This window comes from Nostoc sp. ChiQUE02 (genome assembly GCF_034531305.2).
Classification (GTDB): Bacteria; Cyanobacteriota; Cyanobacteriia; order Cyanobacteriales; family Nostocaceae; genus Nostoc.
Window position 1 is genome coordinate 252,238 of the sequence record NZ_JAVRBN020000004.1, and the last position, 26,862, is coordinate 279,099.

The window sequence follows — 26,862 nt, forward strand, 5'->3', positions numbered from 1 at the left end:
GGAAATGCGTTTGTAGAGAGGACTAAAGTCCTCAAATATTTAAGCACTTTAGTGCTTACTACAAACCTATCACCACTAGAATAGCTAGCACCGTCGGTGAGTACAAAGTATCAACGCAAGTAATGAAAACTGGAATTTTCTGCAATTACGATAATTATCACCAAGATGCTCGTCGTGCCATCTTTGAGCAAGTCGCGCTGGTAAAACAGGCAGAAAGTTTAGGTTTTGAGGAAGCCTGGGTGAGTGAGCACCATTTTAGTGAATCCAATCTCAGCCCGTCCATGTTGGTGTTAATGGCACACTTGGCGGGGCTGACTTCAACTATCCAATTAGGCACTGCGGCGGTGTTACTGCCATTCCATAACCCGATTCGGGTAGCGGAAGATATTGCCACTTTGGATAACCTATGCAATGGACGATTATTATTTGGGGTTGCTAAAGGCGGCCCCTTTCCCCAACAAAACAAGCATTTTGCGACTCTACCAAGTGAATCCCGTCCCAAGATGCTAGAGGCGATCGCATTGATTCAAAAGCTGTTATATGAAACTGATGTATCATTTAATGGGCGATATTATCAATGCGATCGCCTGACAATTTACCCAAAACCATTGCAGAATCAAATACCAGTGTACGTTGCCACTGGCGGTGATGATGGTATCGAGTTGGCTGCCAAACATTCCTTCAGCTTGATGGGTGGGCCGCCATTTTCCCTAGAGAGATTGAAGAAAACTGTTGCCAAATATCGAGCCTTAAATTCTAGTGGTGCAGAAAAATTCGTGCTGGCACGCTTCTTTTATGTTGGCAAAACATTTGATGAGGCTGTGAGTGAAGCGTTACCTTTCATTCGCCAATTTAGCCAGAAAATGAAAGCTAATTCGGCTCAAGTATTGCAAAATGGTGCGAATCCCAACCAAAAACCATTTGATCGCACAAATATTTGTTTCGATGAAGACTATTTGATTGAGAACTCAATTATCGGTGATGTGGAGACTTGTCGAGACAAAATTAAGAAATTTCAGGACGAATTAGATTTAGGTACGCTAGCACTCAAACCCTCATCTGCGGATGTGCAAAAAAACCTGGAGAGTTTGAGGCGCTACAACCAAGAGGTGCGAAATTATGTCTTCTAAACTATACTTGCTTCCTCCTGATGATTTACCTCCTACTGAGGTAACGAAACAGGATGGAATGCTGCAAATGGAGCTAGAACAGTCTACTGGCAGATGCTTTTATCTAGCCTGCGATCGCATTACGCGAGTTCTATTATCTAATTGTCAGTGGTATCTCACAACAAATGCTAGCATCCTCACATTAATTATCGACTGCCCTGACTTAGTATCTTACTGGCATATCGTCAGCAATATTGCCCAGTTGGGTAATAGGTTAGAGCGGTTTGCTAGCAATGGCAAAATCCGCGTTTATCCGCCATTTGGCAAGGGGATGCCATTTGAAATCAGCGTAAATGAAATATCTGCTTATCGAGATTGGCTTTGAGGTAAATAGAAACTGGGAATCACACAAAATATAGCTGTCTTACACCCTGTACTCCTAAAGTGCAGGGTGTTGCAATTTTTATCAAAGCTGCTCTCAAAATAGCAGTTTTACAGAATAGAATTCACTCCCAGACGCTCACGAATTTCGCTGACTTGTACATCCCAAAGTTGATCCCATTTTTGCGCGATCAACTTGCCTGGAGTATAAGAACCCACTCTGTAGCCGCGAGATATTTCTGTCATCAAAGCTTTAAAATTAGTAGGTTGATAAAGACTAATCATCACCATGCCAAAACTCAAAAGCATGACGCTGATGGGAATTGGGGTCTGAGCTAAGAAAAAAGCTTGTAGACCAATTTCACCAACTACATTTGTGTCAAATCCAGCGACTACATGATATATGTCATGGGTGGATCTCCAAAGCATTTTAAGATAGGAAATGTCATCAACAACAGGAACTTTTTTATAAAAGTAGGGATCGAATCCTCTAGCTTTCATTCCTCTAGCATAAACATGACCTAGTGTTCCTTCTGGGAGTTTGCCTAAATCATCTAAATTGAAAGGGGCCGGTAGCCAGCGTTCTGAAAACAAGGCATTGACTTCAGGGATTTTTTTTAATTCATCAACAGCTAACTGTGCCATTTCTGTTTGGTCGAGTGCGTCCTCGAAGTCAAATACTCTATCAGTATTACCATCTCCGATTTTGTAGGCACTAGATGCCAGAAATTGAATGTAAGCAAGGAGTCCTTTATCGTTGTTGTAAGTAATTACATTCTCCATAGTAATTCTCTACTTTGAGATCCAATTTTGCTAATTTAAATCTGAGTCCTCAATATTGGAATATACTTATCCGGCTTTTCATGAATCTTCAGAGGTATTTAGTGAAAGTTTCTACTAAAAATATGTCTAATTAAAAACACTATCTCAGAGGATAGATGAGATGAACGATCAAGAAACGGAGCAACATATTAATCCAAAAATTAAGAGCTTCCTGTTAGCTGCTATTACACTGTCTTTAAGTACGTGGGATCTCAGCTTTAATCTGGGAGCCTTTAAAGTTATTTTCTTCGAGAAAATCTTCTTGATTTGGGTTGCTTCATCCGCAACTCTCCTAGCGTGCCTTTTACTTCCACGCAACCATTCACCAATTAAATGGCCAGGACTACTGTTAATGAGTATCCCGACGTTGTGGTTTATCCTGCCTTTTGTGCCTTTTCAGGAAATTTCTACGACGGGTGCTTTGCGAAAGATAGTTAGTCTCGGCTTAGGAATTGTTGTTTATCTGATTTGCCTACCTTATACCCTCTACATGGTTTTTGCAATTATCAATCAAGATATTGTTCAGCTTTCTAAAAAGCTGATTATAAAATTGATAACGATCCTTTTAATTATTGGCTACATTGGATATTTCGTTGGTAGCCATAACTATCTATTTTTGTCATGCTTCGATTTTAAAGTGAGTGGCAATGATTTACCTACGAATTGTCTACAAGAAAGCTACAAGCCATTAAGAAGATTTTCTGGAAAATCGGATAAAAATTAGAATGTAGATATTTAGTAATTGCAGGGGCAAAGCATTTGGTAAAAGTTTATAAATTTAAACCAGGTTTTTATCCCAAAGCTTTGCCTCAATGCTGGTGTTTGCTTACGCCAAAATCGCCATTCCTGAAGGAGGCAAATCAATTCGCACAGTTGCGCGACGGTCGTTATGATGTTGTACAGCTACAGTTTGGTCGCGGGGTGGATGGCGTAAATATGAATCACTCCAATCGCTTTTGTATAAAAAGGTCATAGTCGAGTCTTGAGGATGCATGTAAGTATCTACTGTCACTTCGGCACCGCGATTTTCTAAGCCGTTGGTGTTCAGTACCATCAACACTTCTGTGTCAAATAAAACTTGTGACCAAGCAACTAATTCGCCTTGTTCGGGAATCGAGAAGGGAGAGTTATAAAAAGATGTTTCGCGCAGGTAGTGATGTCCACGGCGCAATGCTTTACCAATTTTATCGTGACTGTTGCGAATCCGTGCGATCGCAGCTATCCGCAAATAGGTAGGATGGTCGATATCGAAGAAATGACAGTCTGCTGTTTGAAATGCGCCAAAAGCACCGCCAAACATTGCTTCTTTGATATATCTATCTTCGGCAAACCTTCCACCTTCTATGCTGTAATCGTGATAACCTTCATTCCCATCAAAAGCCTGTTCTGTTCCATAATAAATAGCAGGAATTCCTGGCATAGTTAATTGCACAGCGACAGCATGAGCAACTTGCTCATAGAGATTAGGCACATTACTGTGTGCGGCAAATCGCTGCTTATGAGTCCGGAATGACATATCATCATCATCCAAAACAGAAACATGATATGTCCCAATTTGGCGGTATTCTCCAGCGAGGTTGTTTTCGCTATACAAATCGAAAAATTGCTTTGGATGTACTAACCCTTTCGCAAATGCAGTCAATTCATTAGGAGCGTGTACGATGTCTAATACAGCACTGAGGTTGCGACCAATAATGTCTATGTACGCACCAGTCATACTACCGGAAGTCATTTCCCCAGTCAGTAAAAAATTGTCTTTACCGATAGATTCGGCGTACTCGCGGATAGCAGTGCAGAATTTGCGGGAATCTTCTGGAGAAACGTGCTTGAGGGAATCTATCCGCAAGCCATCGCAGTCAGAAAGAGCAATCCAATATTGATAAACTCTGGCTAGAGCTGCAATTACATCATTTTTGTTGAACCAGTTATCAGTACTCTGGTTGTAAATTACATCTAGGATGACATACATCCTGCGATCGTGAGCAGCATCAATTAAATCTCTTAAATCTTGACGAGTGCCAAAGTGGGGGTCAATATTTAAAAAGTCTTGAATACCGTCGCCGTGGTAAGTTTCTAAATCAGAACGTTGTCGCCAAGGTGGATTAATCCACAGTGTTGTTACTCCCAATCGTTGCAAGTAGTCCAACTTACTCTTAACTCCCCTAAGGGTACCACCAACAAACTTTGTACCTGCTGCCATCCAGCTAGCTTTATCTTTAACTTGGAATTTTGAAGGGTTAGTGCGGTCAAAGAGTTCCCTTTGATTTTCATTGTCGTCACTGAACCTATCTAATAGCAATTGGTACAAAAACTGGTCGCGCCAACTGATAGGACTTGGATAAACTCTCCCTCGTGGTTTCAGGTCTGTTTCGGAGAGTTGCTGGGGCGTCAATTCTTCAACTTTAGCCATGAGGATTTACGCACAGATAAGAAAATGGAAGTGTGCATCTCCAATGTTGGAAAAACTACTTCCAGTTTTCATGAACCCGCAGAGGGATTTCCTAATTCAGTGACTTAAGTTTGTGATAATAAGTTTTTAAAATTATCTATCTTTTCCTTTGCGTCCTTAGCAGTAGCTTATGGCAAGCCTCTTTGCCTCTACGTTAAAAAAATTTAGGTATTTTTCAAGCGACAAGGAAGTAATGTTGACAAGTTTGTCACCTTTTCAGTTAGCCACGCATACCAACTCTCTAACCCAGCACCAGTAGTTGCAGAAACCTGAAAAATCTGAATTTGGGGATTTACTTCTTTAGCATATTCTATACACTTTTGAACATCAAAATTTACATAAGGTAGCAAATCAATTTTAGTAAGAATCATGATGTCACTGGCGCGGAACATATGCGGGTATTTTATTGGCTTATCTTCTCCCTCTGTGACAGAGAGAATCACGACTTTTGCATTTTCTCCCAAATCAAATAAGGCTGGACAAACCAAATTTCCGACATTTTCAATCATCACAACTGAATTCAGTGGCGGATTCAGTTGTTGTAAACCTCTGTCTATCATTGATGCATCTAAATGACAGCCTGTTCCGGTGTTGATTTGGATGACTTTAGAGCCTGTTTCTTTAATTTTTTTGGCATCGTTAGCAGTTTCTTGGTCGCCTTCAATGACACTAATAGATAATTGATGCTTTAAATCATTAATGGTTTGCGTCAAAAGAGTTGTTTTCCCAGCACCGGGAGAACTCATTAAATTTAAGGCAAGAATATTTCGACCTTTAAACCATCCCCGATTTTGGGCTGCTATTAAATTATTCTTTGCTAATATATCTTTTTCTAAAGATATTGTTGTATTGTGTATTTTGGCATGAACTTGAGATGCTTCTATATGAGTGTCGTGATTGTGGGAATGAGTAATGACAGTACCATCTGGTAAAGTGTGAGTATGATGGTTATGTTCAGCTTCACCTGTTTTTAGATTAGTAATTTTAGTTTCGCCATCATCAGAACAACCGCAGGTTACACACATAATTCCTCTATTTCTATTTCTTTAATTTTCAGTTCTTCACCAGTAATTAAATCTAATTGCACGCTTCCACAACTACAGATACCAAATGGTTTATCTAGATAAATTTCTGCGCCGCATTGGCGACATCGTCCTAATCCAGGAATTTCTAAAATTTCTAATGTCGCCCCTTCTAAAACTGTGCCTTGAGTGCAAATATCAAAACAAAATCGGATAGCGTCGGGCATAATGGCTGAAAGTTTGCCAATCTCTAATAAAACTCGCTGCACTTTTGCGCCTTTGGCATGTTCAGTCACAATTGCCACAATATTTTGGGTAATTCCAAGTTCGTGCATACTATAAAATCTATTAAAAATTAACAAATTCGTGGCAATTGGTCGCCTACCAGCATATCAACAATCCTTTCAGCACCAAAAACTGTTTTTAACAATACAATACCTGGGGGTGAAGGAATAACTTCGCCAATAATACAAGCATCTTTTCCCGCTGGATGCGATTTCATAGCTGATAAAATATTGTCAGCATTCTCTTTGGGAGCCATCACAACTAGCTTACCCTCATTAGCTAAATACAACGGGTCTAAACCAAGAATTTCGCAAACTCCATTGACTTCTTCCCGCACTGGAATAGATTCTTCATAGAGACGAATTCCTACATTAGAACTTAAGGCAAATTCATTTAGTACTGTAGCTAAACCACCGCGTGTAGCATCTCGCATAGCATGAACTTGGGGATATGCATGGAGAATAGTTTCGACTAAACTATGCAACGGCTGACAGTCACTTTCAATATTAGTATCTAAGGCTAATTCCCCACGGGCAATTAAAATTGCTGCTCCATGATTGCCTATTTCACCATTAATAATTATGACATCTCCAGGTTTGATATTGTGGACGGAAATGTTAAATCCTCGCTGGATAATACCAATACCAGCAGTATTAATAAAGAGTTTATCGGCAGCACCCCGATGTACAACTTTTGTGTCACCAGTGATAATTTGAACACCAGCTTCTTTTGCGGCTACTTTCATGCTGTTTGCGACACGCCGCAAAGTTTCTACAGGCAATCCTTCTTCTAAAATAACGCTACAAGTTAAATATAAAGGTTTAGCACCGCTGACAGCTAAATCATTAACTGTGCCGTTGACAGCTAATTCTCCTATATCACTTCCGGGAAAAAATAATGGGTCTACAACATAGGAATCTGTTGTAAATGCGAGTCTGTCTCCTTGTTGGAGGAGAGGGACTAAGTTGAAGCTGGCTTGGTCTTCTAGTTGCGAGAGAATTTGGTTATCAAAATTACTGACAAAAATATCATCAATTAAATCATGCATGGCTTTACCACCGCTGCCATGTGCGAGAGTTATATGAGTATCTCGCACCTTACCTTGGCGACGGCGGACTTGTTCGATTTTTTGGAATAGAGGATTTTGTATTGAGTTTGTGGGGGGAATATTCATATTTAAATTTTTTTAAACGAAAGGAACGCAGTAGACGCTTTTGCGGCTTGCCGCAGGCTGGGAAGCGCAGAGGTACGCAGAGTATTTAGTCTGAGGAGAAGCCGCAGGCGGGGAGAGGTTCTTGAGTTATTTTTGGTTTTTGGGCGATTGTTCTTTTGGCAATAGTGGAGAGTCGCCCATATTTGTAATAAGCTGCACAAGCGCCTTCAGAAGATACCATGCAAGTACCAATGGGTGTTTCTGGTGTGCAAGCTGTACCGAATACTTGACATTCCCAAGGCTTTAAGACTCCTTTGAGAATTTCTCCACATTTACAAGCTTTATGGTCGGCTACTTTGAGATTAGGAATGGTAAATTTAAGTTCGGCATCAAATTGAGCATATTCAGGTTTAATTTGTAATCCTGAATAGGGAATATCACCCAAGCCGCGCCAATCAAAACTATTTCGCACGGCAAAAACTTTATTTATGGCTTGCAGGGCTGCTGTGTTACCACTTTTTTGGACAATTCGGTTATATTGGTTTTCGACTTCACAACGATTTTCTACTAGCTGTTGCAATAGCATCCAAATTGATTGAAGAATATCTAAGGGTTCAAACCCTGAGACAACAATTGGCTTATTATATTGTTGGGAAATAAATTCATAAGGCTCAGTGCCAATTACCATACTGACATGGCCAGGCCCAACAAATCCATCAAGTTGTAAGTCGGGATTATCTAATAGTGCTTTGAGGGCGGGAATCACGAGAACGTGATTGCAAAACAGACTAAAGTTATCAATTTCTTCGGCTGCTGCTTGCAGAATGGTGAAGGCGGTGCTGGGGGCTGTGGTTTCAAAGCCTAAAGCGAAGAAGACTACTTCTTTGTCGGGGTTATCTCTGGCAATTTGCAAGCTATCTAGGGGAGAGTACACCATACGGATGTCTGCGCCTTGTGCCCTAGCTTGTAGTAAAGTGGTTTTGGAACCAGGAACTCGCATGGCGTCGCCAAAGGTGGCAAAAATGACGTTATGATTTTGAGAGATTGCGATCGCATCATCTAATCTCCCTTTTGGCATCACGCATACTGGACAACCAGGCCCATGAATTAGTTCAATGGCTTCGGGTAAAATTTCTTCGATACCGTATTTAAATATGGAATGGGTATGTCCACCGCATACTTCCATGATTTTGATAGGTTTTTCTAGTCGATAGCATAATTTGGCAATTTCACGGCGTATAGCTTCGGCTTTTTCAGGTTCGCGGAATTCGTCAACATATTTCATAGGAAGTGAGGAGTAGTGAGTTTTATGTATCAGTTAATTTCGCTTTTGTAGTAGAAAGTTTTTTTAACGTAGATGCAAAGGGGCTTACCGCAGGCTACCATGTTCGCGCAGCGTCTCGCAGAGAACAAAGGCATGAGTTTTCAATTATTTTCTGCGCCTCTGCGTGAGAAAAAAGTCTATTATTTACGTACTAATCCCTGCTTGTGCTGCTGCTAATTCTTGGAATAGTTGTAATGTTTCTGCCGCTTCTTGTTCGTTAATTCGATTCATCGCAAAGCCAACATGTACTAATACCCAATCACCAATACAAGCTTCAGGGGGATGTTGTTCATCAACGATACAAGCAATATTTACTTGGCGCTTAACACCACCAATATTAACTATAGCTAATTTGTAGTTAACATCAGTTATTTCAATAATTTGTCCGGGGATTCCTAAGCACATCTTTTTATTTGTCAAGTTAAATAAACCGCACGAAGCAAGAGAGAAGCAGAGAGAATTATTTATGAGACAAAGTTTGTCAAATATCAACACTCATGTATTAATTGTGCGGCTGCAATAACTGCTTGTCCTAAAGATAACCCGCCGTCATTAGCTGGAACTAAGCTGTGAGTGAGTACTTTTATTCCCAATGTTTGTAATCGTTTGGTAACTTGCTCTAACAATATACAATTTTGAAATACTCCTCCTGTTAGGGCTACCTGACAAATCAGATTTTCTTGACAAAGATGCTTAACCATTTCCACAATTGCATTAGCTAAACCTTGGTGAAATTTGGCGGCTATAACTGGTTGTGGAATCTGCTGCTGTAAGTCATCGAGCAAGGCTTGCCACATTAGGCATAGGTCTATACAATAAATACTATCTGAAAAGATAAAATTAAAAGGATATATTGGCGTTTCTTTATCATTATTTAAGCTGCTAACATCTACTATAGCTTCCATTGCGATCGCAGCTTGTCCTTCATAGCTACATTCATCTCGACAAATACCGATAGCCGCCGCCACTGCATCGAACAACCGCCCTACTGAGGAAGTTAGAGGAGAGTTAATTCTTTTCTCCATAAGTTGATTTAGTAGTTTTAGTGGCTTATTTCTCAGAAATTTTACGATTTCCAAATCAGCATATTGCTGTTGGCAATTATCCCAAAGATTACTAGCAATTAATTGAGCATAAGTATTACGCCAAGGCTGATAAATTGCTTGCTCACCACCAATCATTTGCACTGATTTAAATGTTGCTAGCCGCTGAAATTTACGGTAATCTGCTAAAATAAATTCTCCGCCCCAGAGTGTACCATCATCACCGTAGCCTAAACCATCTAAAGCAATACCTAATACTGGAGGCGAATCTAGAGGAATACTATTTTCTGCCATACAAGCAGCAATGTGCGCGTGATGATGTTGGATTTGGGAAATTTTGATTTGATTTGTGTATGCAAGTTCTTTACCAAATTTGCTTGAGAGATATTCGGGGTGTTTATCAATGGCGATTATATCTGGTTTATGTTCAAATAAATTTAAGTATAAATTCAAAGTTTCTTGGTAAGTATTAAAAGCCGCAGCATTTTCTAAATTTCCCAGATGTTGAGAGAGAATTGCTTCTCCTCCACGCAATAAGCAAAAAGTATTTTTTAACTCACTACCCATTGCTAAAATTTGCGGTACCTTGTGAAATCCCGGTGGTAAGCTAATAGATGCTGGTGCATATCCTCTAGCACGGCGAATTGTTTGGACTTTACCGCCGACAACACGCACAACAGAATCATCTACTCGATTAATAATCTCTCGGTTGTGAAAAAGAAAATAATCAGCAATTCTTCCTAATTTTTCTCTTGCTTCGTCATTATCAATACACTGTGGTTCATCGGCAAGATTGCCACTTGTTAAAACAATTGGGCGATTCATTCGCCGGAGAATTAAATGATGTAAAGGCGTATAAGGTAGCATGAAGCCGAGAGTATTTTGCCCCGATGCTATCGATGGTGCTAGTACTTTTTTACCTGTCGCTTGTAATAAAACAATTGGTGCAGCAGAACTTGTCAATAATTCTTTTTCTTTGGCGTTGACACTACAATATTGTTCAATTACCTCAATATCTCGCGCAATTAAAGCAAAGGGTTTATGATAGCGCTTTTTGCGCTGACGCAGTTTTTGTACAGCAGTTTCCTGAGTTGCATCGCAAGCTAGATGAATACCACCTAACCCCTTAATTGCGACAATCTCCCCCTTTTGCAACAAGGTACAAACGGCATCAACATCATCTAGCATAGAGAACATCGAAGCAGTAACCGATTTACCATCAGCGCGTTCTAACCAAGCTGTAGGGCCGCAAGCATGACAAGCAACAGGTTGGGCGTGAAAACGGCGGTTTTCGACATCATGGTATTCCTTTGCACATTCTGAACACATAGCAAACGCAGACATACTGGTATTGCATCTGTCATAAGGAATCGCGCGAATAATACTCACGCGGGGGCCGCAATGAGTGCAGTTAGTAAATGGGTAACGATAAAAGCGGCTAAAGGGGTCGAATATTTCTTGTTGACATTGTGGACAAGTGGCTGCATCAGGGGTAATTTCTGTTTTAATGGCATTACTGACACTAGTAGAAATCACAAAATTATCAAATTTCAATTCACCTTCATAAATAATTCTTGTTAGTTGATTAATTTTTGCCAACGGTGGACATTCTGTTTGTAATCTAGCAACAAATTTGGTTATTCCTTCCTCACTACCAGATACCCTAATTAAAACACCTTGGCCATCATTACAAACATCTCCACGCAAACCACAGGCTTTAGCAAGACGATATACAGTAGGGCGAAATCCTACTCCTTGAACAGTACCACAAACTCTAATTTCTTCACTCGGCATAGTTAAACTGCCACAGCAAAATTCGGTTATTTCCAGAATCAGCTATTACCGCCGTACTACCACAAATTTTTATTCCGTAACACCAATTTAAACTATCTCGTTTTGGCAGTCCAAAATTACGATTTTCATTTTTACTTTGAAAATTGATTTGTCCTGCCAATCCATCTGCCACTACACCTTGCAATGATAAAATTGATTCTGGCTTTCTCCATCCTAATAGACGGGAATTAGCAGTATCTGCAACTACTAACCAATCTCCAGCAACATCTACACCATAAGGCATACTCAAACTACTAGCACTTGGCAAATAAACTCCTTGATTCATTTCCACAAAATCAAAGCTTTTTTGCCCTAAAACCACCGCACAAGGAGCATTATTTTCTGTTGGTATTCCCTGCCAAATCATTACCCGATGATTACCTGCATCGCTGACAACCAAATTCTCTCCCCAAAAGGTAATATCGTGACACCAACGCATACTCGCTGCGGTTGGAGAATCACCGCCGTTTTCATTGCGAGATATCATATCTGGTTGTCCCAAAACTAAATCAGCAGGTTGACCATTTTCTGTTGGTAACTGATGCCAAATTAATACCCTTCGATTACCAGTATCAGCAATAAATAGCTGTCCTTGATGATAAAAAACGCCATAGGGCCAGTGCATTGTACTAGCAGATGCTATTTGATTTCCTTGATTTGGTTCATTTTCGGTAAAATCAACTTGCCCTAACACCAAATCTGCTGGAACATTGTTATCTTCTGGTAATTTTTTCCAAATCAAAACCCGATGATTCCAAGCATCTGCTACAGCTAACCCTTCGCCGCAAGCACAAATCCCTGTTGGTACGCTTAGGGTTGCCCTTCCCGGTGTACTTTTAGCATTTTGTCCTTCGTGATAAAAGTCAGGTTGTCCAATTACCCAATCAGCCGGTTGACTATCTCTCGTGGGTAATTTCTGCCATCCTAATAATCGATGATGTCCCGTATCTGATACCCATAAGGGGCCAGTTTCTGATAATAAGCAAGCAGCACGAGGCCCGAACATTGTTGTGGGACTCGGTTCTACAGGTATTACTAATTGCTGTGGTTCAATAATGTTGCCTAAAATTACCTCTGCACCTTGAGGTGATAGAGGTAATTCTTGAGAAATTTCTGTTGCTTCTAGCGGTAATTGTGATATTGGATTAATTTTGGTTGGGATATCCATGAACCGCAGATAGACGCTGATAATTATTTAAAAACATTAATGTTGATTAGCATGTAACAACAGTTACAATTTTTCAATCTGTTTTTTCTATAAAACTTTTAAAAAACTCCCCTATTAATCAATCTTAAAAAATCCCAGCCAAACTCCAGTACCTTTTGTTACATAACAATATTTGTAATGAGTGCGCGATGTACTGAAATGAGAAAGCAATTAAGCATTTTGAGAAAGCAATATGCCTTTTTGCTTGCGGAAAACACCAAAATGAATGCGCGATATACTGAAATGAGAAAGCAATCACACAGTTTTAGAAAGCAATATGCCTTTTTACTTGCGGAAACCACCAAAATGAGAAAGCAATCACACAGTTTGAGGAAGCAATATGCCATTTTGAGAAAGCAAAATGACTAATTACTTTCTCAAAACACCAAAATGAACAACTGAATTACATAAATGAGAACCAATTCAGGTATATTGATAAAGTAATCTGCCTTTTGCTTGCATAAACGACTAAAATCAATACGCGAACTACTGAAACGAAAAGGCAAAGTTATTGTAATTTGCTAATTACTGAGTATATTTGCTGAAATGTTGTTTTCGCATCATCATTTTTGCAATTTCACAAAAATCTTATTGTCTTTAATCTTTACTAGATACGACTGAAGTGAAACATCAGGTGCAGTTAAGCATTTACCTGTCTCTAAACTGTACTGAAATCCGTGGGAAGGACAGGTAATAATACCATTTTCAACTTTACCCTTTTCTAAGGGAGATCCTAGATGAGTGCAAGCATTACGGTAACATTTTACCGTAATACCTTGACGATGTAAAATTAGTGAAGTACCAGCAAGTTGTACTGCCAATACACTAAATTCAGGAACTTGATCAATAGTCGCCACTTTGATCCAAGTAGAAGTTATTTTTGAAGAGAATGGACTGATTAAACCAGAATTTGCATTGTTAACAATAGGGTTGTAATTGACCGCAACTATTTTGGTAATTTCGGGACAATGGTTTTTGATTGCCTGTTCTACTCCCTGAGATAAAGTCAAAGTTGAAGCTGGACAACTGCTGCAAGTTCCTATTAATCTGACTTCTACTGTATCTGGTGGCTTAATTGCGACTAGTTCTACATCCCCATTATGGCTTTTTAAACCTGGGCGAACTTCTTCAAGAGCTGTATGAATGCGCTGTGCTAATGGTGGTTTTGGTGGTTTAACTAGTTCGTGATAAAGTAGTACTGCATACACTACTTCATCAGCAACAGCATGACGCAAAGCTGACATTGATTCTTGTTTGAGGCTTTTAATCAAACTAGTCAATGCTGCTTTGTGCAAAGCTTCGATTGATCTTTTTAAACCTACTGCTACACATCGTTGGCTTTCATCCCACTCGGATATAATTGCCTCAAAGCGGTTAATTTCCTGAACTAATTCTTCAAGGTTGGTCATTAGTCATTAGTCATTAGTCATTGGGCATTGGGCATTGGTTATTCATAAATAACCAATGACAAATTACTTCATTTTGAAATCTTTGAGGAGGAATGGCATAATTATGCCCGTTACTAAACTAGATAATATTATTGGGAAGTAGAAGGGAATTGGCGCTTGTGCAAGTAACACTAGCAGTAAAAAACCTACAGCAATACCAATAGTAGTTTGCTTGACAAAATACATCGGGTCGCGCAGTAGCTTTCCTTTAAAAAATAGCTTGGCAGAAAACCACCCAATCTCTAACATGTTTTCTCCTAATAATTTGCCAATAAATTTAAGGCAGCAAGACCTAAGAGGATGGCGGGAATTACACCCGCAGGAGCAAATAATGCACCAAGCATTGCAGAAAACTGATAGCCTATATCTTTTCCAGCTAACAGCATTCCTCCAATTGCCCCGCCGACCATAGACAAGGCTGCTGCTATGATTAGCCACACAAATTCTGTTGCTATGTTCAGTTCACCATCTGCTAAACTTGTGAGAAAATTTATCGCATTTGGATAGGTAAAAATATCTCTCATGCTGTTTTGTCCTCATTGTTAAAGTGAAGAGTGAAGAGTTATAAATCTAATTTGATCCCTAACTCCTAACCCTTCATTTCTGCTTCTACATCTTGTAGCGCTTGGGCTACTACCTCTGCTTGGGCAATCTGTTGGTATTTCGTAAATATTTCTAAAGCGTCTTGATAGTAGATACGCGCTTGCAAAAGGTTTTGAGGATTACCAGCTTCTGGTTTTTCCTGGTCATCTGGTAAGTTGAATAGGGCGTTGGCTTTGTTAGAAATTGTGTTAGCGTACTCTAGGGGTGTATCTTTGGCGTTACGCACTTTTAGTGCTTCGTCATAAGCTGCGATCGCACGCAAGTTATTCTCCACAGGATGGGAACTCACTAAATATTGCAAAGCGTTACCCAAATTATTTTGCAACATCGCATATTCTCTGGGATGGTCAATCAGATTAATATGCTTGAGTGCCACCTCAAACGATTGCACTGCTAACCCTTGACGCAAGTATTCCCGTTCCGATGCTAGGGGCATAGAAAGGTAAGCGATCGCAATATTGTTGTATAAAATCGCGTATTCCTGGGGATAGTCCTCCCAAGTAAACACCCGCAAAGCCTCATGATAAGCCTGGATGCTGTCTGTTATCCGTGCCAAATTGAATGCTACAAGCGACTGCAACACCAGCCCAAAATTCATCTGTGTCTCTGCCACTTCCTGAGGCGTTGCTAATTGTTGTAAAATCGGTAGCGCCTCTTCATAACCTGCTTTCGCTTGCAGCAACAGTTGGTATTCAGCATCCGGTATTGCCTGTAACGTCCCTGCCATGCCGACTTGGGCCCTGGCTTTCAACAGGGGATACTCCTCACCACACATTTCATAGGCCCGGTAATATAACCCAACTGCATTTCGCAAGTCTTGGGCAGCTTTCGGCTTTTTTTGAAAGCCTTGTGCTATCTCGATCAGCATCTGGATTTTTTCCTCTGCTGAGGCTGACTCCGATGCAACAGCTGCGATCGCAGCCTTCACCGCTGAATCTGTAATGCTGGGGGTCATACTCTGCCGTACTCTAGCCAATTGGGAATTGAGTCTGTTAACACCCATGAATAATCGAAACACGCGATCGCATCTCATCAAGGGCCATACTGATTTACGCAGGCTTCGAGTCCTTTAGGCGGAATTCCCCTTTTTTGTCTGAAACTAGGGCTAAGGATAGAAAAGAGAAGATAGAGGACAGAGGACAGTTCATAAACTCTATCCCCTGTAACTAATTCCCTTTCTTATACCCCATACCTAATAATTGAGTGAATCAATTTTTCTACTATAAAACACTCTATTTCTAAAATTCTAGGGGGAAATTGCCAATATTTATGTCAGCTTTAAACACCTTACATTTTTCTCAGGTGTTTTGTATCATGACCTGACATAATGCAGTTACTCTATATTGTTTTGATAACATTTCAAGGATTTATCACCTAACTTTGTTATCAGAATTTAACTATTTAAAATAAAATTTATTTACCATTTGATTTATTTAGTTTGCAGTCATATTCCTTTAATTACAAGATTTTTATGGTTATACTTTTAATTTATCTATATAAAATCAGTGTATTTAGTCTCTTATTCAAACTTTTGTGAAAAAGTCTGTTAGCTATATAACTTTTTAAGTAATCTTAATTAGATTTTAATTTCTGGTAATGATTAATTTTTATTTAATAAAATCTAATTAAATAAGAAATAGATTAATATTAATAAATAAATATTGATATAGCACTTCTGGGTTGAGTTCAATACAGACCTAAACAAGAACAGCCCCAACGCTACAAGGGTTGGGGACTAAACCTCGAAGCCTCTCTTGAAACAAGAGAGAGGAATGGATAGTGATGTCAAAGTGTATTGCATACAAATGAGCGTAGACGCAGAGCGGCTTGTCGTAAGACATCGCTATAAATACGTGAAACTCTACAATTATTATCCCTTGGGTCACGTATGGTAAACAATACAAAAACACATAGCTGATGACTAACGTACTATGGCTACAAGGTGGTGCTTGTTCAGGCAACACCATGTCATTTCTCAATGCTGAAGAACCGACAGTCTGTGATTTAATTGCCGACTTTGGCATCAAGTTACTTTGGCATCCCTCTTTGGGATTGGAACTAGGTAACAACTTACAAAAGCTGCTACGGGATTGCATTTCTGGGACAATTCCCCTAGATATTTTGGTATTTGAAGGCAGCGTTGTTAATGCCCCCAACGGTACTGGCGAATGGAATCGGTTTGCCGATCGCGCCATGAAAGATTGGTTAGCAGACCTCGCCAAAGTTGCTAAATTTATCGTCGCCGTGGGAGATTGTGCTACATGGGGAGGAATTCCCGCCATGTCACCCAACCCCAGCGAATCAGAAGGTTTGCAATTTCTCAAACGTCAAGAAGGCGGTTTTTTAGGGAAAGATTTTCTCTCGCAAGCCGGATTACCTGTAATCAATATACCTGGATGTCCCGCCCATCCTGACTGGATAACGCAGATATTAGTAGCGATCGCTACTGGACGCATAGCAGACATTGCTTTCGACGAACTAAATCGTCCCCAAACCTTCTTCAACACCTATACCCAAACAGGTTGTACCCGCAACGTCCACTTTGCCTATAAAGCATCAACCGCCGAATTTGGTCAGCGTAAAGGCTGCCTATTTTACGACTTGGGTTGTCGCGGCCCCATGACTCATTCCTCCTGCAACCGCATCTTATGGAACCGCGTCTCTTCCAAAACTCGCGCCGGAATGCCTTGTTTAGGTTGCACCGAACCAGAATTTCCTTTCTTTGACCTCAAACCAGGAACAGTATTCAAAACCCAAACAGTCATGGGAGTTCCCAAAGAATTACCGCCAGGGGTGAACAAAAAAGACTACGCCTTACTCACAATGGTAGCTAAAGACGCAGCACCACCTTGGGCAGAAGAAGACTTTTTTACAGTTTAGTTATTTGTCATTAGTCATTGGTCATTAGTCATTTGTCATTTGTCCTTTGTGATTTGACTAATGACTATAACCTTTCACACTCCTCTATACCTCTCAACGAGGAATCAAAGGTTTCGACTATTTTGCAGTGGGGCGAGTGAATAATTACCAATGACAAATAACAAATGACAAAGGACAAATGACCAAGGACAAATAACAAATGACAAAGGACAAATGACAAATGACAATTCAATCATTAGATATATCGCCCGTCGGTAGAGTTGAAGGCGATTTAGATGTCCGAGTCGATATTGAACATGGGCGTGTAGTCAACGCCTGGACACATGCCGAACTTTTTCGCGGATTTGAAGTTATCCTACGCGGTAAAGATCCCCAAGCCGGATTAATTGTCACACCTCGGATTTGCGGAATTTGCGGCGGTTCTCACCTGACTTGTGCATCTTGGGCGTTAGATACAGCTTGGGAAACAGAAGTTCCCCGTAATGCAATTTTAGCGAGAAATCTTGGTCAAATTGTCGAAACAATTCAAAGCATCCCCCGGTATTTTTATGGTTTGTTTGCTATTGATTTAACCAATAAAAAATACCGCCATAGTCGCCATTATGACGAAGCTGTAAGACGCTTTGCTGCTTTCACAGGCAAATCTTACGAACTAGGCATCACAATTTCCGCTAAACCCGTAGAAATTTATGCCCTATTGGGTGGACAATGGCCCCATTCCAGCTACATGGTTCCTGGCGGCGTGATGTGCGCCCCCACTTTAACAGACATCACCCGCGCTTGGGCGATTCTAGAATATTTCCGTACCAATTGGTTAGAACCAGTGTGGTTGGGTTGTTCTTTAGAACGGTACGAACAAATCCAGACTTATGACGACTTTAGGAACTGGTTAGATGAAGACCGAAATCATCGAGATTCCGACTTAGGTTTCTATTGGCGCATGGGTTTAGATATCGGTCTAGATAGATATGGCGTTGGTGTTGGTAAATATGTCACTTGGGGATATTTAGCCCATGAAGATAAATACCAAAAGCCGACTATCGAAGGACGAAATGCGGCGATGATTATGAAAAGTGGAGTGTACGACAGCTTTGCAGACACTCATGTTTTAATGGATCAGTCATTTACCCGCGAGAATACAACTCACTCTTGGTACGATGAAGGGACAGAAGATATTCACCCTAGCGATCGCACCACTAAACCCACTGCAATCAATACCAAAGACTTCGATAACGCTTACTCTTGGTCGAGTGCAGTCCTTCACAAAGACTTCGGACGCTTGGAAACTGGTCCCTTAGCACGGCAATTAGTAGCTGGTGGTAAACATGGCGAATCTTGGCAACACTACGACGGATTTATCCTTGATGTCTTCAAACGAATGGGTGGTGCTAGTATTCATGTGCGTCAATTAGCACGAGTTCACGAACTTGTCAAGTTATATCGGCAAGCTGAACACTGTTTGCGCGAATTTAAGTTAAACGATCCTTGGTATATCAAACCCAAAGAAAAAGATGGTCGTGGTTGGGGTGCAACGGAAGCAGCGCGGGGTTCCTTATCTCACTGGGTGGAAGTAGAGGGCGGTAAGATTAAGAACTACCAGGTTATTGCCCCAGGTACTTGGAATATCGGCCCTCGTGACGGTGAAGGAATCCGTGGCCCCATTGAAGAAGCGTTAATTGGCACACCCATTTACGATTCTAGCGATCCAGTAGAAGTTGGTCATGTGGCGCGATCGTTTGATTCATGTTTAGTGTGTACAGTCCACGCCCACGATGCTAAGACTGGTGAAGAGTTGGCGCGTTTTCGGACTGCTTAAAAGATGCTAATTTCTAATAGCTAATGGCTAATTATTTTTTGGTTAGTCATTAGCTGTGTTTTTTACTATGTTAGATATTATGCCATGATTAGAAATAGCTAGGGCATGAGGTAAAAGTTTATGACTATAACTATAGAAGCTGTTTATGAACAGGGTGTACTCAGGCTATCACAGCCGATTCCATTAGCCGAAGGAACTCGTGTTGAAGTCACTGTAATTTCAACTGAGGCTAAACCTCAAAACAAAACTCCTAGAGAGATTTTGGCACAAATTGCAGCCATGCCCTTAGAAGTTAGCAATGATAAATTTTCTGGTCGAGATCATGACACTATTCTTTATCCTCCCCATAGTGCAAAATGATCTTTGTAGATACCAGCGCCTGGTTTGCTAGTATTGTTCCTTCCGATACTGAGCATCAGGCAGCGTCTTCATGGGTTAATCAAAATATTCAGCCATTGCTAACAACAGATTACGTTGTCGATGAAACCTTGACCCTTTTGAGAACCCGTGGAGAAACGTTGAGGGCAATCAGCTTAGGAGAGGCATTCTTTTCAGATAATCTGACGACCATTTATTACCTGACAGAAGAGGATATTCAACAAACTTGGCAGGTTTTCCGTCAGTTCTCAGATAAAAACTGGAGTTTCACCGACTGCGCCAGTCGGGTTGTGATGAATAAACTCCATTTAACTCAGGCATTCACTTTTGATCATCACTTTCGTCAATTTGGGTTCGTGAATGTTGTACCTTGAGAGTTGCGCGATCGCGTAATGTTTGGTGTGTACAGTTCACGCCCATGATGCTAAAACAGGTGAAGAGTTAGCGCGTTTTCGGACTGCTTAATTCTCAAATATCAGATTGTCTAGCACAATGCATATTCAGTTACACTGGCTCTACAAGTAGTTGCAATTTTGCTAGACATACTTTGTATGGTTGAAATTATTCAGATACCTGTTGAGTTGACTCACTTTCAACTTCCTGAAGCTGTTCACGAGCGTCTGCAATTTTTGCTAGATCGCCAAGATGCAGGCGAAGTGATTACCCAAGCAGAACGACGAGAAGCAGAAGGGCTGGTTGAGTTGGCAGAATTTTTATCTCTGCTGCACTTACGCTCTCAACGTGTGATGCAGCAGGGATAAATGGTAACGATTTCAGCCGCTTTACGTCAATTGGTTATCCAAAGAGCAAGCGATCGCTGTGAATATTACTTTTTTAGAAAATATTTATAACTTACTCACTAAATTTCCAATTGTTTTACGACATTCCTCTCTTTGTTCTTTAGCTACTTGTATTCTTTCTTCATAAACATAGTAAATGTTTTTATCCATTTTACTTAGCGGAATTCCTTGATTTGCAGCAACAACACCTGCACTATTAAAATCACGTAATTCAGCGCTATACAATGCTTCAAAACTTTCTTGACTATCTATAGAAGAGTTACTATCAATATCAATATCAATAAAACGATTAGGATTTTTACAATACTCATCATACATTTTTTTATCGCTTCATTTGACAAAGCTTTAAATGCATGAGCGGCTCCCTTTTTTTGTGTAAACCTATTCCCAAGAAGCAATGCTATTTTCGGCCTTTCAATATTAAAATTATCTACTTTTGACGAAAATGTATACTTACCATACACAGGATGTTTATTTTCTGTCCCCCAGATAAGATTAAAAAGCCCAGTGATTGCAAATATAGATGAGTCATCTGCATTGATAGGGACTAGCAGATATTCACCCGAAAGAATTGCTATTTGGGTATATACAGAAAAGCTAGGATTAGTATCAATAAAATTATGTACACGGTTTATCACTAACTTGTCGCTCAGTAAGATTTTTAATAATTGAATGTACACTCTCCCACGGTTTATCACTTTCAGATAACGGTGTTGCATCAGCTCTTTCTGATAGCAATGGCGCAATCAACTCCAGATTGCCATCACCTGATAACAAATACATATTTTCAGGCAAATTAGGGTTAACTTTATGTAGGTCTATTATGTATTTAGTTAAATCACTAATGTCTGATTTGATTATGCTATCAGTTATATAACCAACAACTGTTTGGGGAGTTCTCATAGTTATAAGACCTTGAAGATGTTCTTCAGCTTTCTTTCCCCCGCCCATAAGCATCATTGAAACATTTGCTTGAGGACACATATCTATTACAACAACATCTCTATCAGGATTGTTTTCTGCATAAACAGAAGCAACGTGGAATGTTATGGTACTTTTACCAACTCCACCTTTATTATTCCAAATTACATAGCTTTTATTTTTCATAATACTTTCTTGTTTCCTATTTTACATATTTTGCTATCAACAGTTGAGTTTAACACAGATGGCTAAAATATATTGCGTGTAAATACGTAGCTTTGCGAATTTGACAATGAACGAACCACAAAAAGCGCATTTACTTGATTGACTAAGTAAGCACACCAACCTTGCGATCGCTATACCAAAAAATGATAGTTACTGTTTATACTACTGACCGTAGCGGTCGCCCCTAATCTATACTCAACTAAAATGTGATCGCGTAGTATGTCAAAAGCGATCGCATCATTGACAAATTCATATTTATTACTCAGATTTTGGTTCAATCTCAAATTCAAGTTTGGAACGGTAGAAACACACATCAAACTCTAGGAAAAAGTTTGTCTGTCCAAAAATTAAGGGTACATTCGCTCTTCTCACCCAAGCAAATACCAGTTCAACTGGCGCAAAATCACCGATCTCAACGTTCGCCAAGAATGGCATTGCTGGCAGATTGCTCAGGTTGTCTGCTAATTGAATAATCGCCCTGCTATCATCCCAAACCCCACCTAACTCAATACCAATTTCATAGGGCAAGACATTTACAGTTGCACCACTGTCCACCAGTCCAAGAGCTTCAACCGTTCTATCACCTAGACAAAGACTCAGTGGAATCCTTGGCAAACTGTCAAACTCATTTTGAGAAGTATCAATAGTCGAGTATTTGAATCGCATTTGGTCACATTTGATCTGTCTGTTTCAATGCCTGCATAAGAACTTCACCTGCACCAAATGAATTATAAGGTGTAGGCAAATCATAGGTTTTAAATGGTTCTAGAGGCGAAATATCTTCGTTAGTATCCAATTCTTCTGCCAAAATGCGGATTAGCTTAAGTTTTTCTGATACAGAGAGTTTGCGAACAGCAGGAAGTAGCTCACTGAGTGTCATGTTTCGCGCTCCATTTATCCAACTAGGCTCACTTACAGCTTACTAGATCGGTCATCTACCTGAGTAATTGTCCAAAAGATAAATTTGGGGAAAATGAGAGATAAATAACCTATTCCCAATGTCCTATTCCCAATGCCTCATATTCAAAACTCGTAGCGTAACACACTAAAACTTATAGAAACAGTGCGTTAGGCTTGCCTTAATGCATTTGCATAAAACAGCAATTTACACGGTAAGCTTGTGTCTGATTTAGCGCTACATAATTATCTTCCTCGCGTTCCCGATGCAGCATTGCAAGAATACATAGAATGGTGTGTTTTAGAGCAAGCTCAAGCCGCAGAATGTAACTTTACTCCAGATAGAAGTAAGTTAGATAATTTGCCCCCAGAAGACTACGTTCCTAAACTTGTCGAGCAGTTCATGAAAGTTAAACCAGACCCAATTAAAGCTGGTTTGGTAGCTGCGATCGCAGGTAAGGAAGCTGACAAACATGGTTTATCTGGTTTAGCGATCGCAGCCGATTTTGTATCTCTTTATGTCAAGTATTTAATTCCTAAAGAGGGAAGTACTAGAGAACAGGCTGAAGAGATATTAACTCAAGCATCACAACATCAGTGTGAGAAACTTACTGAAATTGCCAAAAAACATGGTGTAGAGTTATAGTTTCCTGCTGATAAACTATTTTTCCGAGGCTTTGTCTGTATTATTAGTCAGAGGTTGTTTGAAAAGTGTTTTGTGGTGACTTTAGGCACTTTTAGATCGCCCCTAACCCCCCTTAAAAAGAGAGGAACCAGAATCAAAGTCCCCCTTTTTAATGGGGATTTAGAGGGATCTGAAACTTTTGATACCGACAAGAGGACTTTTCAAACATTCTCTCAGAGCCTCTGTTTCAGTCACTGCTGATTGCCTGATATACAGCCTACTCGATACCAGTACTCATACATTGATTCATAACCGAGTTTTTCATACAGTTTGCAAGCTGGAATATTTGCCTTGACTACCTGTATATAAGAAAAGTAAGCTCCTTTATCAATACCCCATTGAAGCAAACCCTGAATAATCGCTGTGGCATAGCCGCGTCGTCTTTGCATCGGACTGGTAACAAGGTCAAAAATACCTAAATAACCGCTTTCTAAAACACCTATCCCACAGGCAACAATTTCTTCATCTTGCTTGAATGACACAAACAAAATTTCTGACTTTATTCCTGCCAATATCATCCGATGAATAGTTGATTGCTGCTCTCCCAAAGCTTTCAAGCTATGGTAAGCAACCAACCAATCATTCAAAGTTTCTTGATTTATATAATATGTGCTATTGAGCGATCGCTCTGATAATATCAGCCCCATAACTAGAGATGGCTCAATGATTTCGTAACCTCTTGCAGCTAGCTCGCCATCTAACATTTTTGGGTTGGTGAATGAAAGCAAGCGGAAAATAGGCTTTTGTTTACGTGCTCGATATTGAGACTCGCAGTAGGTAATTTTTTCTTCAATATCTAAACCAACTCGATCAAAAACTGTCACTGAATTCGCTCGCTTGGTGTAACCATTTGCAAAACGCATCAGCCAACCATAATGGTTGATAGTTTCAAAAGCAGGCCATGCTTTCAATGATATTTCTTCAACTACTCTATGCATCTTGCTTAAGCGATCGCCATTATTCTATGCTTATTATTGGTTGCGGTCATCTCAATCGCAATGACGACGCAGTAAGCATAATCATTGCCCAACGCCTACTGCAATACCTCGTTCAATATCCTTTCGATTTGTTCGATCGAAGATTTATGTTTGACTCTTCAAGGGATGCTCGATCGCTAAAGGCTCAATATATGCTTGTAAAGTTTCCTTAACTTTAGAAGGCTGACGAACTGGAGCGATCGCAGAATAATCCGGTTTTACTGTCCAGTCATAATAACGAAGCAGTGTGGAAAGCACGATTTTCATTTCCATCTGGGCAAATTCCATGCCTAAACATCTGTGCGAACCATAACCAAAACCCACTAGTGCCAAGGGATGTTTTTTATCTTCTTCACGAGGTGGTGCAAAGCGATCGGGGTCGAAGCGATCAGGATCGGTGTAGAGTTCTGGTAGACGGTGAGTCAGCATCGGCGAGATGGTCACAAACCAACCAGCTGGGATGCGATAACCTGCATACTCAATATCCTTGAGGACGCCACGATTATAAGCATACACTGGCGGATAGAGCCGTTCTGCTTCTTTTAAGACGTTGGTTAACTGTGGAAGCTGTTTGAGATGGGACAGGCTAAGGGGATTATTTCCCACAACTGCTAATTGTTCTTGGCGCAGTCGCTCTCGCCATTCTGGGTGATTACCTAATTCAAATATTACCCAACTCAGCAAGGAGGCTGTCGTCTCGTGTCCAGCAAACAGCAATAATAATGCCTCATTGATTACTTGTGTTTCGCTCAATTTATTGCCGTCTTCATCAACAGCTGCTAGGAGCAATCCTAAAACATCTTTTGATTCCTCTAAGTTACCTTGCTCGATACGCTCTGCGATCGCTTCACCCAAGAAAGCCACTAACTTACCCCTAGCATTTTGACCGCGACCATATAAAGTAAAAGGAACATTCCATTTGAATATTGCCATACTGCTATCTAGCAGTTGTGTAAACCACTGACTGGTTTGCTCAACTTCGCTCTTATTCTGGCTTCCCAAGAAGAGGCGAGTCGCAACCATCAGGGTAAGCTGACGGAAACTAGAATTTAAGGGAATTGTTTTCTGTCCCCAATCTTTGAGGAAGTCTTGCACAATATTTTGGATGGTGTCGAAGTATGTAGCGATCGCTTTTCCGTGAAATGCTGGATACATTAAGCGACGAGTTAGCCGATGTTCTTCCCCATCTTGTAATAAGATATTGTTGCCAAACGTTGGTTCTAGGAAATACCATCCTATCTGCGACGACATATTTTCCGCTTGTTCCACCAGCACCAGGCGATTAGCATCAGGGCCAATTAAATAAGCACGTTTGTATCCCATGACACTCGTCTTAAAAACTGAACCATACTGCTGGAATCGCCGCCATATATACAGTTCTAAATCCCGAAATATTTCTAAAGTCTCGCCCAAGATCGGCAAGCCATAGCTACCAGGCATTTCGTCGGCGGATTTTAGCTGTCGCATATTTGAGTACCTCCAGCAGTGATTAGCTACAGAATCTACTTAATTGTAAAGTGCAGTTAGGCTTTGCAAATCCAAATTACCAATCGCGGTAGAGTTTTTCTGCGTAGAACATAATCTCTTCATTTGGCAATCTAATTTTTGGTTTTTGCCGGGGATACAAACTTTCAACTGCACCTGTATCCTGTTCAATGACTGTGGCTCCTGCTTGTAAAACTGAATTTTTAAACAGAAACTTCATCAAAGGATTGACGACTTTAGCATACATCAAAATAAACGTCTTGGTGATTTTTTCTGTTTCCGGGTAGAGAATATGAATTTGAGCAATATCACCAATAGGCGTTTTAGCAAAAAAAGCTGTAGTTGAAGGAAAAGCGTATTCAAGTGTGTTGGCAAGCCTTTTCGGTAAGATTCCCAAAATAGGATTTTTAATAATTTCTCCTAGCGCGTTGCTGGCTCTCGTCAGTTCTTGTTTGACTGTGGCATAGTATTCTTTTTCTTCAAAATAACTCACATGACAAGATGTAATTTTAAATAGTTCTTTATGAGTACCATTTTGGTGGTTATAGTCATAGTTTACCATCAGGTTACTCAAAAAGTCACCCTGAATACTTTTGTCTCCAGCTACTCCGATGAACTCGTATTCGTCTACAATTTTCTGATGCAAATCTGGGATGGGTAATCTTGGCTCAAATCCAGCATAAGTCCAGATGCAATCATTACTAATAATTAGCTCTAATGGCTTGGTAATTGGCTGATTATCCTTTTTTTCTCCTTGCTGTAGTCTGCCTTTTCCATCAAATTCGAGTGCATGAAAAGGGCAAGTTATAGTATCTCTCTCTTGACAAACCCACCCGTCTGATAAGGGTGCTTGCATGTGTGGACAGATGTTATCAAGTGCAAACACTTCGCCTTTTTGATTTTGCCAAATCACATAATCTTGTCCATTTAATATGATTTTATTAGGTTTATTCACTCCTAATGTAGATTTGTGCGCGATTAACCAAGGCGCACCAGGTAAAATTGATTCCATTTTTCCTCCAAAATATTCAGAAATTGTTTATTTAAAGTTCAGTAGATGCGTTAGTGAAACATCACACAATCTTCAAAGTTGTGCTTGACAACCTTGTGTCGCCTGTC

General features: G+C 40.2%; 29 protein-coding genes and 1 pseudogene. 10 read left to right on the forward strand and 20 right to left on the reverse strand.

All coding sequences use genetic code 11. The annotated features are described in order from the left end of the window. Window positions 1-122 precede the first annotated feature (122 nt). Window positions 123-1,130, forward strand: coding sequence for an LLM class flavin-dependent oxidoreductase (locus RM347_RS06220; RefSeq protein ID WP_322717489.1), 1,008 nt, complete (start codon window positions 123-125; stop codon window positions 1,128-1,130). Next, a complete protein-coding gene (locus RM347_RS06225) occupies window positions 1,120-1,494 on the forward strand; it encodes a hypothetical protein (RefSeq protein WP_322717490.1) in 375 nt (124 codons plus the stop codon). The genes RM347_RS06220 and RM347_RS06225 overlap by 11 nt, the downstream gene beginning before the upstream one ends. A 107-nt stretch (window positions 1,495-1,601) precedes the next feature. Here the strand turns inward: RM347_RS06225 and RM347_RS06230 are convergent, their stop codons facing one another. Further along, window positions 1,602-2,273: a Coq4 family protein gene (locus RM347_RS06230; RefSeq protein ID WP_322717491.1), complete on the reverse strand. Its 672-nt coding sequence runs from the start codon at window positions 2,271-2,273 to the stop codon at window positions 1,602-1,604. Between the two features lie 160 nt (window positions 2,274-2,433). Here RM347_RS06230 and RM347_RS06235 point away from each other — a divergent pair, with 160 nt between their 5' ends. Then, complete coding sequence (locus RM347_RS06235; RefSeq protein ID WP_322717492.1) at window positions 2,434-3,036, forward strand: hypothetical protein; 603 nt, start codon at window positions 2,434-2,436, stop codon at window positions 3,034-3,036. A 102-nt stretch (window positions 3,037-3,138) separates the two neighbouring features. Here the strand turns inward: RM347_RS06235 and RM347_RS06240 are convergent, their stop codons facing one another. The 12 genes from RM347_RS06240 to RM347_RS06295 all read right to left on the reverse strand — a co-directional run bounded on the left by RM347_RS06240 (window position 3,139) and on the right by RM347_RS06295 (window position 15,634). Continuing rightward, window positions 3,139-4,722 carry an alpha-amylase family glycosyl hydrolase gene (locus RM347_RS06240; protein WP_322717493.1) on the reverse strand — a complete coding sequence of 528 codons (1,584 nt, stop codon included), beginning with the start codon at window positions 4,720-4,722 and terminating at the stop codon, window positions 3,139-3,141. A 203-nt stretch (window positions 4,723-4,925) separates the two neighbouring features. Further along, window positions 4,926-5,786, reverse strand: a complete 861-nt coding sequence (gene hypB / locus RM347_RS06245; RefSeq protein ID WP_322717494.1) for a hydrogenase nickel incorporation protein HypB — start codon at window positions 5,784-5,786, stop codon at window positions 4,926-4,928. Further along, a complete protein-coding gene (gene hypA / locus RM347_RS06250; protein ID WP_190940092.1) occupies window positions 5,777-6,118 on the reverse strand; it encodes a hydrogenase maturation nickel metallochaperone HypA in 342 nt (113 codons plus the stop codon). The genes hypB and hypA overlap by 10 nt, the downstream gene beginning before the upstream one ends. Before the next feature lie 20 nt (window positions 6,119-6,138). Beyond that, a complete protein-coding gene (gene hypE / locus RM347_RS06255; protein WP_322717495.1) occupies window positions 6,139-7,242 on the reverse strand; it encodes a hydrogenase expression/formation protein HypE in 1,104 nt (367 codons plus the stop codon). An 85-nt stretch (window positions 7,243-7,327) separates the two neighbouring features. Then, entirely contained in the window at window positions 7,328-8,506 is a 1,179-nt protein-coding gene (gene hypD / locus RM347_RS06260; protein ID WP_322717496.1) for a hydrogenase formation protein HypD, read from the reverse strand. A 183-nt stretch (window positions 8,507-8,689) separates the two neighbouring features. Further along, the gene (locus tag RM347_RS06265) at window positions 8,690-8,950 is read right to left on the reverse strand and encodes a HypC/HybG/HupF family hydrogenase formation chaperone (protein WP_322717497.1); all 261 of its coding nucleotides are present in this window, start codon (window positions 8,948-8,950) and stop codon (window positions 8,690-8,692) included. An 83-nt stretch (window positions 8,951-9,033) separates the two neighbouring features. Next, window positions 9,034-11,382, reverse strand: a complete 2,349-nt coding sequence (gene hypF / locus RM347_RS06270; protein WP_322717498.1) for a carbamoyltransferase HypF — start codon at window positions 11,380-11,382, stop codon at window positions 9,034-9,036. Further along, window positions 11,372-12,589: a hypothetical protein gene (locus RM347_RS06275; RefSeq protein ID WP_322717499.1), complete on the reverse strand. Its 1,218-nt coding sequence runs from the start codon at window positions 12,587-12,589 to the stop codon at window positions 11,372-11,374. Before RM347_RS06275 ends, hypF begins: the two co-directional genes overlap by 11 nt. Before the next feature lie 602 nt (window positions 12,590-13,191). Next, the gene (locus tag RM347_RS06280; RefSeq protein WP_322717500.1) at window positions 13,192-14,037 is read right to left on the reverse strand and encodes a NifU family protein; all 846 of its coding nucleotides are present in this window, start codon (window positions 14,035-14,037) and stop codon (window positions 13,192-13,194) included. 63 nt (window positions 14,038-14,100) lie between these two features. Then, window positions 14,101-14,325, reverse strand: a complete 225-nt coding sequence (locus tag RM347_RS06285) for a hypothetical protein (protein WP_322717501.1) — start codon at window positions 14,323-14,325, stop codon at window positions 14,101-14,103. Window positions 14,326-14,333: 8 nt separating this feature from the next. Further along, entirely contained in the window at window positions 14,334-14,600 is a 267-nt protein-coding gene (locus tag RM347_RS06290; RefSeq protein ID WP_322717502.1) for a hypothetical protein, read from the reverse strand. Between the two features lie 65 nt (window positions 14,601-14,665). Then, a complete protein-coding gene (locus RM347_RS06295) occupies window positions 14,666-15,634 on the reverse strand; it encodes a hypothetical protein (RefSeq protein ID WP_322717503.1) in 969 nt (322 codons plus the stop codon). A gap of 962 nt (window positions 15,635-16,596) precedes the next feature. Here RM347_RS06295 and RM347_RS06300 point away from each other — a divergent pair. The 5 genes from RM347_RS06300 (at window position 16,597) to RM347_RS06320 (ending at window position 20,514) form a co-directional block, all read left to right on the forward strand. Continuing rightward, window positions 16,597-17,559 carry a hydrogenase small subunit gene (locus tag RM347_RS06300; protein WP_322717504.1) on the forward strand — a complete coding sequence of 321 codons (963 nt, stop codon included), beginning with the start codon at window positions 16,597-16,599 and terminating at the stop codon, window positions 17,557-17,559. Window positions 17,560-17,779: 220 nt separating this feature from the next. Then, on the forward strand, window positions 17,780-19,375 hold the full coding sequence (locus RM347_RS06305; RefSeq protein ID WP_322717505.1) for a nickel-dependent hydrogenase large subunit: 1,596 nt from the start codon (window positions 17,780-17,782) through the stop codon (window positions 19,373-19,375). 120 nt (window positions 19,376-19,495) lie between these two features. After that, window positions 19,496-19,735, forward strand: coding sequence for an antitoxin family protein (locus RM347_RS06310; protein WP_322717506.1), 240 nt, complete (start codon window positions 19,496-19,498; stop codon window positions 19,733-19,735). Beyond that, window positions 19,732-20,127: a type II toxin-antitoxin system VapC family toxin gene (locus RM347_RS06315; protein WP_179071789.1), complete on the forward strand. Its 396-nt coding sequence runs from the start codon at window positions 19,732-19,734 to the stop codon at window positions 20,125-20,127. Before RM347_RS06310 ends, RM347_RS06315 begins: the two co-directional genes overlap by 4 nt. 177 nt (window positions 20,128-20,304) lie before the next feature. Next, on the forward strand, window positions 20,305-20,514 hold the full coding sequence (locus RM347_RS06320) for a hypothetical protein (RefSeq protein ID WP_322717507.1): 210 nt from the start codon (window positions 20,305-20,307) through the stop codon (window positions 20,512-20,514). An 84-nt stretch (window positions 20,515-20,598) separates the two neighbouring features. Here RM347_RS06320 and RM347_RS06325 read toward each other — a convergent pair whose 3' ends face one another. From RM347_RS06325 to RM347_RS06340, 4 genes are all read right to left on the reverse strand, one after another. Further along, entirely contained in the window at window positions 20,599-20,871 is a 273-nt protein-coding gene (locus RM347_RS06325) for a hypothetical protein (protein ID WP_322717508.1), read from the reverse strand. 300 nt (window positions 20,872-21,171) lie between these two features. Then, a complete protein-coding gene (locus tag RM347_RS06330; protein WP_322717509.1) occupies window positions 21,172-21,660 on the reverse strand; it encodes a ParA family protein in 489 nt (162 codons plus the stop codon). Window positions 21,661-21,957: 297 nt separating this feature from the next. Beyond that, on the reverse strand, window positions 21,958-22,314 hold the full coding sequence (locus tag RM347_RS06335) for a hypothetical protein (protein ID WP_428850518.1): 357 nt from the start codon (window positions 22,312-22,314) through the stop codon (window positions 21,958-21,960). A gap of 55 nt (window positions 22,315-22,369) precedes the next feature. Further along, complete coding sequence (locus RM347_RS06340) at window positions 22,370-22,579, reverse strand: hypothetical protein (protein ID WP_193946552.1); 210 nt, start codon at window positions 22,577-22,579, stop codon at window positions 22,370-22,372. A 240-nt stretch (window positions 22,580-22,819) separates the two neighbouring features. On the opposite strand from RM347_RS06340, the gene RM347_RS06345 reads away from it, so the two are divergent. After that, entirely contained in the window at window positions 22,820-23,242 is a 423-nt protein-coding gene (locus RM347_RS06345; protein WP_322717511.1) for a hypothetical protein, read from the forward strand. A 230-nt stretch (window positions 23,243-23,472) separates the two neighbouring features. On the opposite strand, the gene RM347_RS06350 is transcribed toward RM347_RS06345, so the two are convergent. Next, window positions 23,473-24,219, reverse strand: a complete 747-nt coding sequence (locus tag RM347_RS06350) for a GNAT family N-acetyltransferase (protein WP_428850519.1) — start codon at window positions 24,217-24,219, stop codon at window positions 23,473-23,475. Between the two features lie 26 nt (window positions 24,220-24,245). On the opposite strand from RM347_RS06350, the pseudogene RM347_RS06355 reads away from it, so the two are divergent. Further along, window positions 24,246-24,341 (forward strand): annotated as a pseudogene (locus RM347_RS06355) (hydrogenase maturation protease); the annotation flags it as partial. 22 nt (window positions 24,342-24,363) lie between these two features. On the opposite strand, the gene RM347_RS06360 reads toward RM347_RS06355, so the two are convergent. Together RM347_RS06360 and RM347_RS06365 are read right to left on the reverse strand one after the other, a co-directional pair. After that, the gene (locus RM347_RS06360) at window positions 24,364-25,725 is read right to left on the reverse strand and encodes a cytochrome P450 (RefSeq protein ID WP_322717513.1); all 1,362 of its coding nucleotides are present in this window, start codon (window positions 25,723-25,725) and stop codon (window positions 24,364-24,366) included. 76 nt (window positions 25,726-25,801) lie between these two features. Next, window positions 25,802-26,755 (reverse strand): Rieske (2Fe-2S) protein, encoded by a 954-nt coding sequence (locus tag RM347_RS06365; protein WP_322717514.1) that lies wholly within the window; start codon window positions 26,753-26,755, stop codon window positions 25,802-25,804. Between the last annotated feature and the right edge of the window lie 107 nt (window positions 26,756-26,862).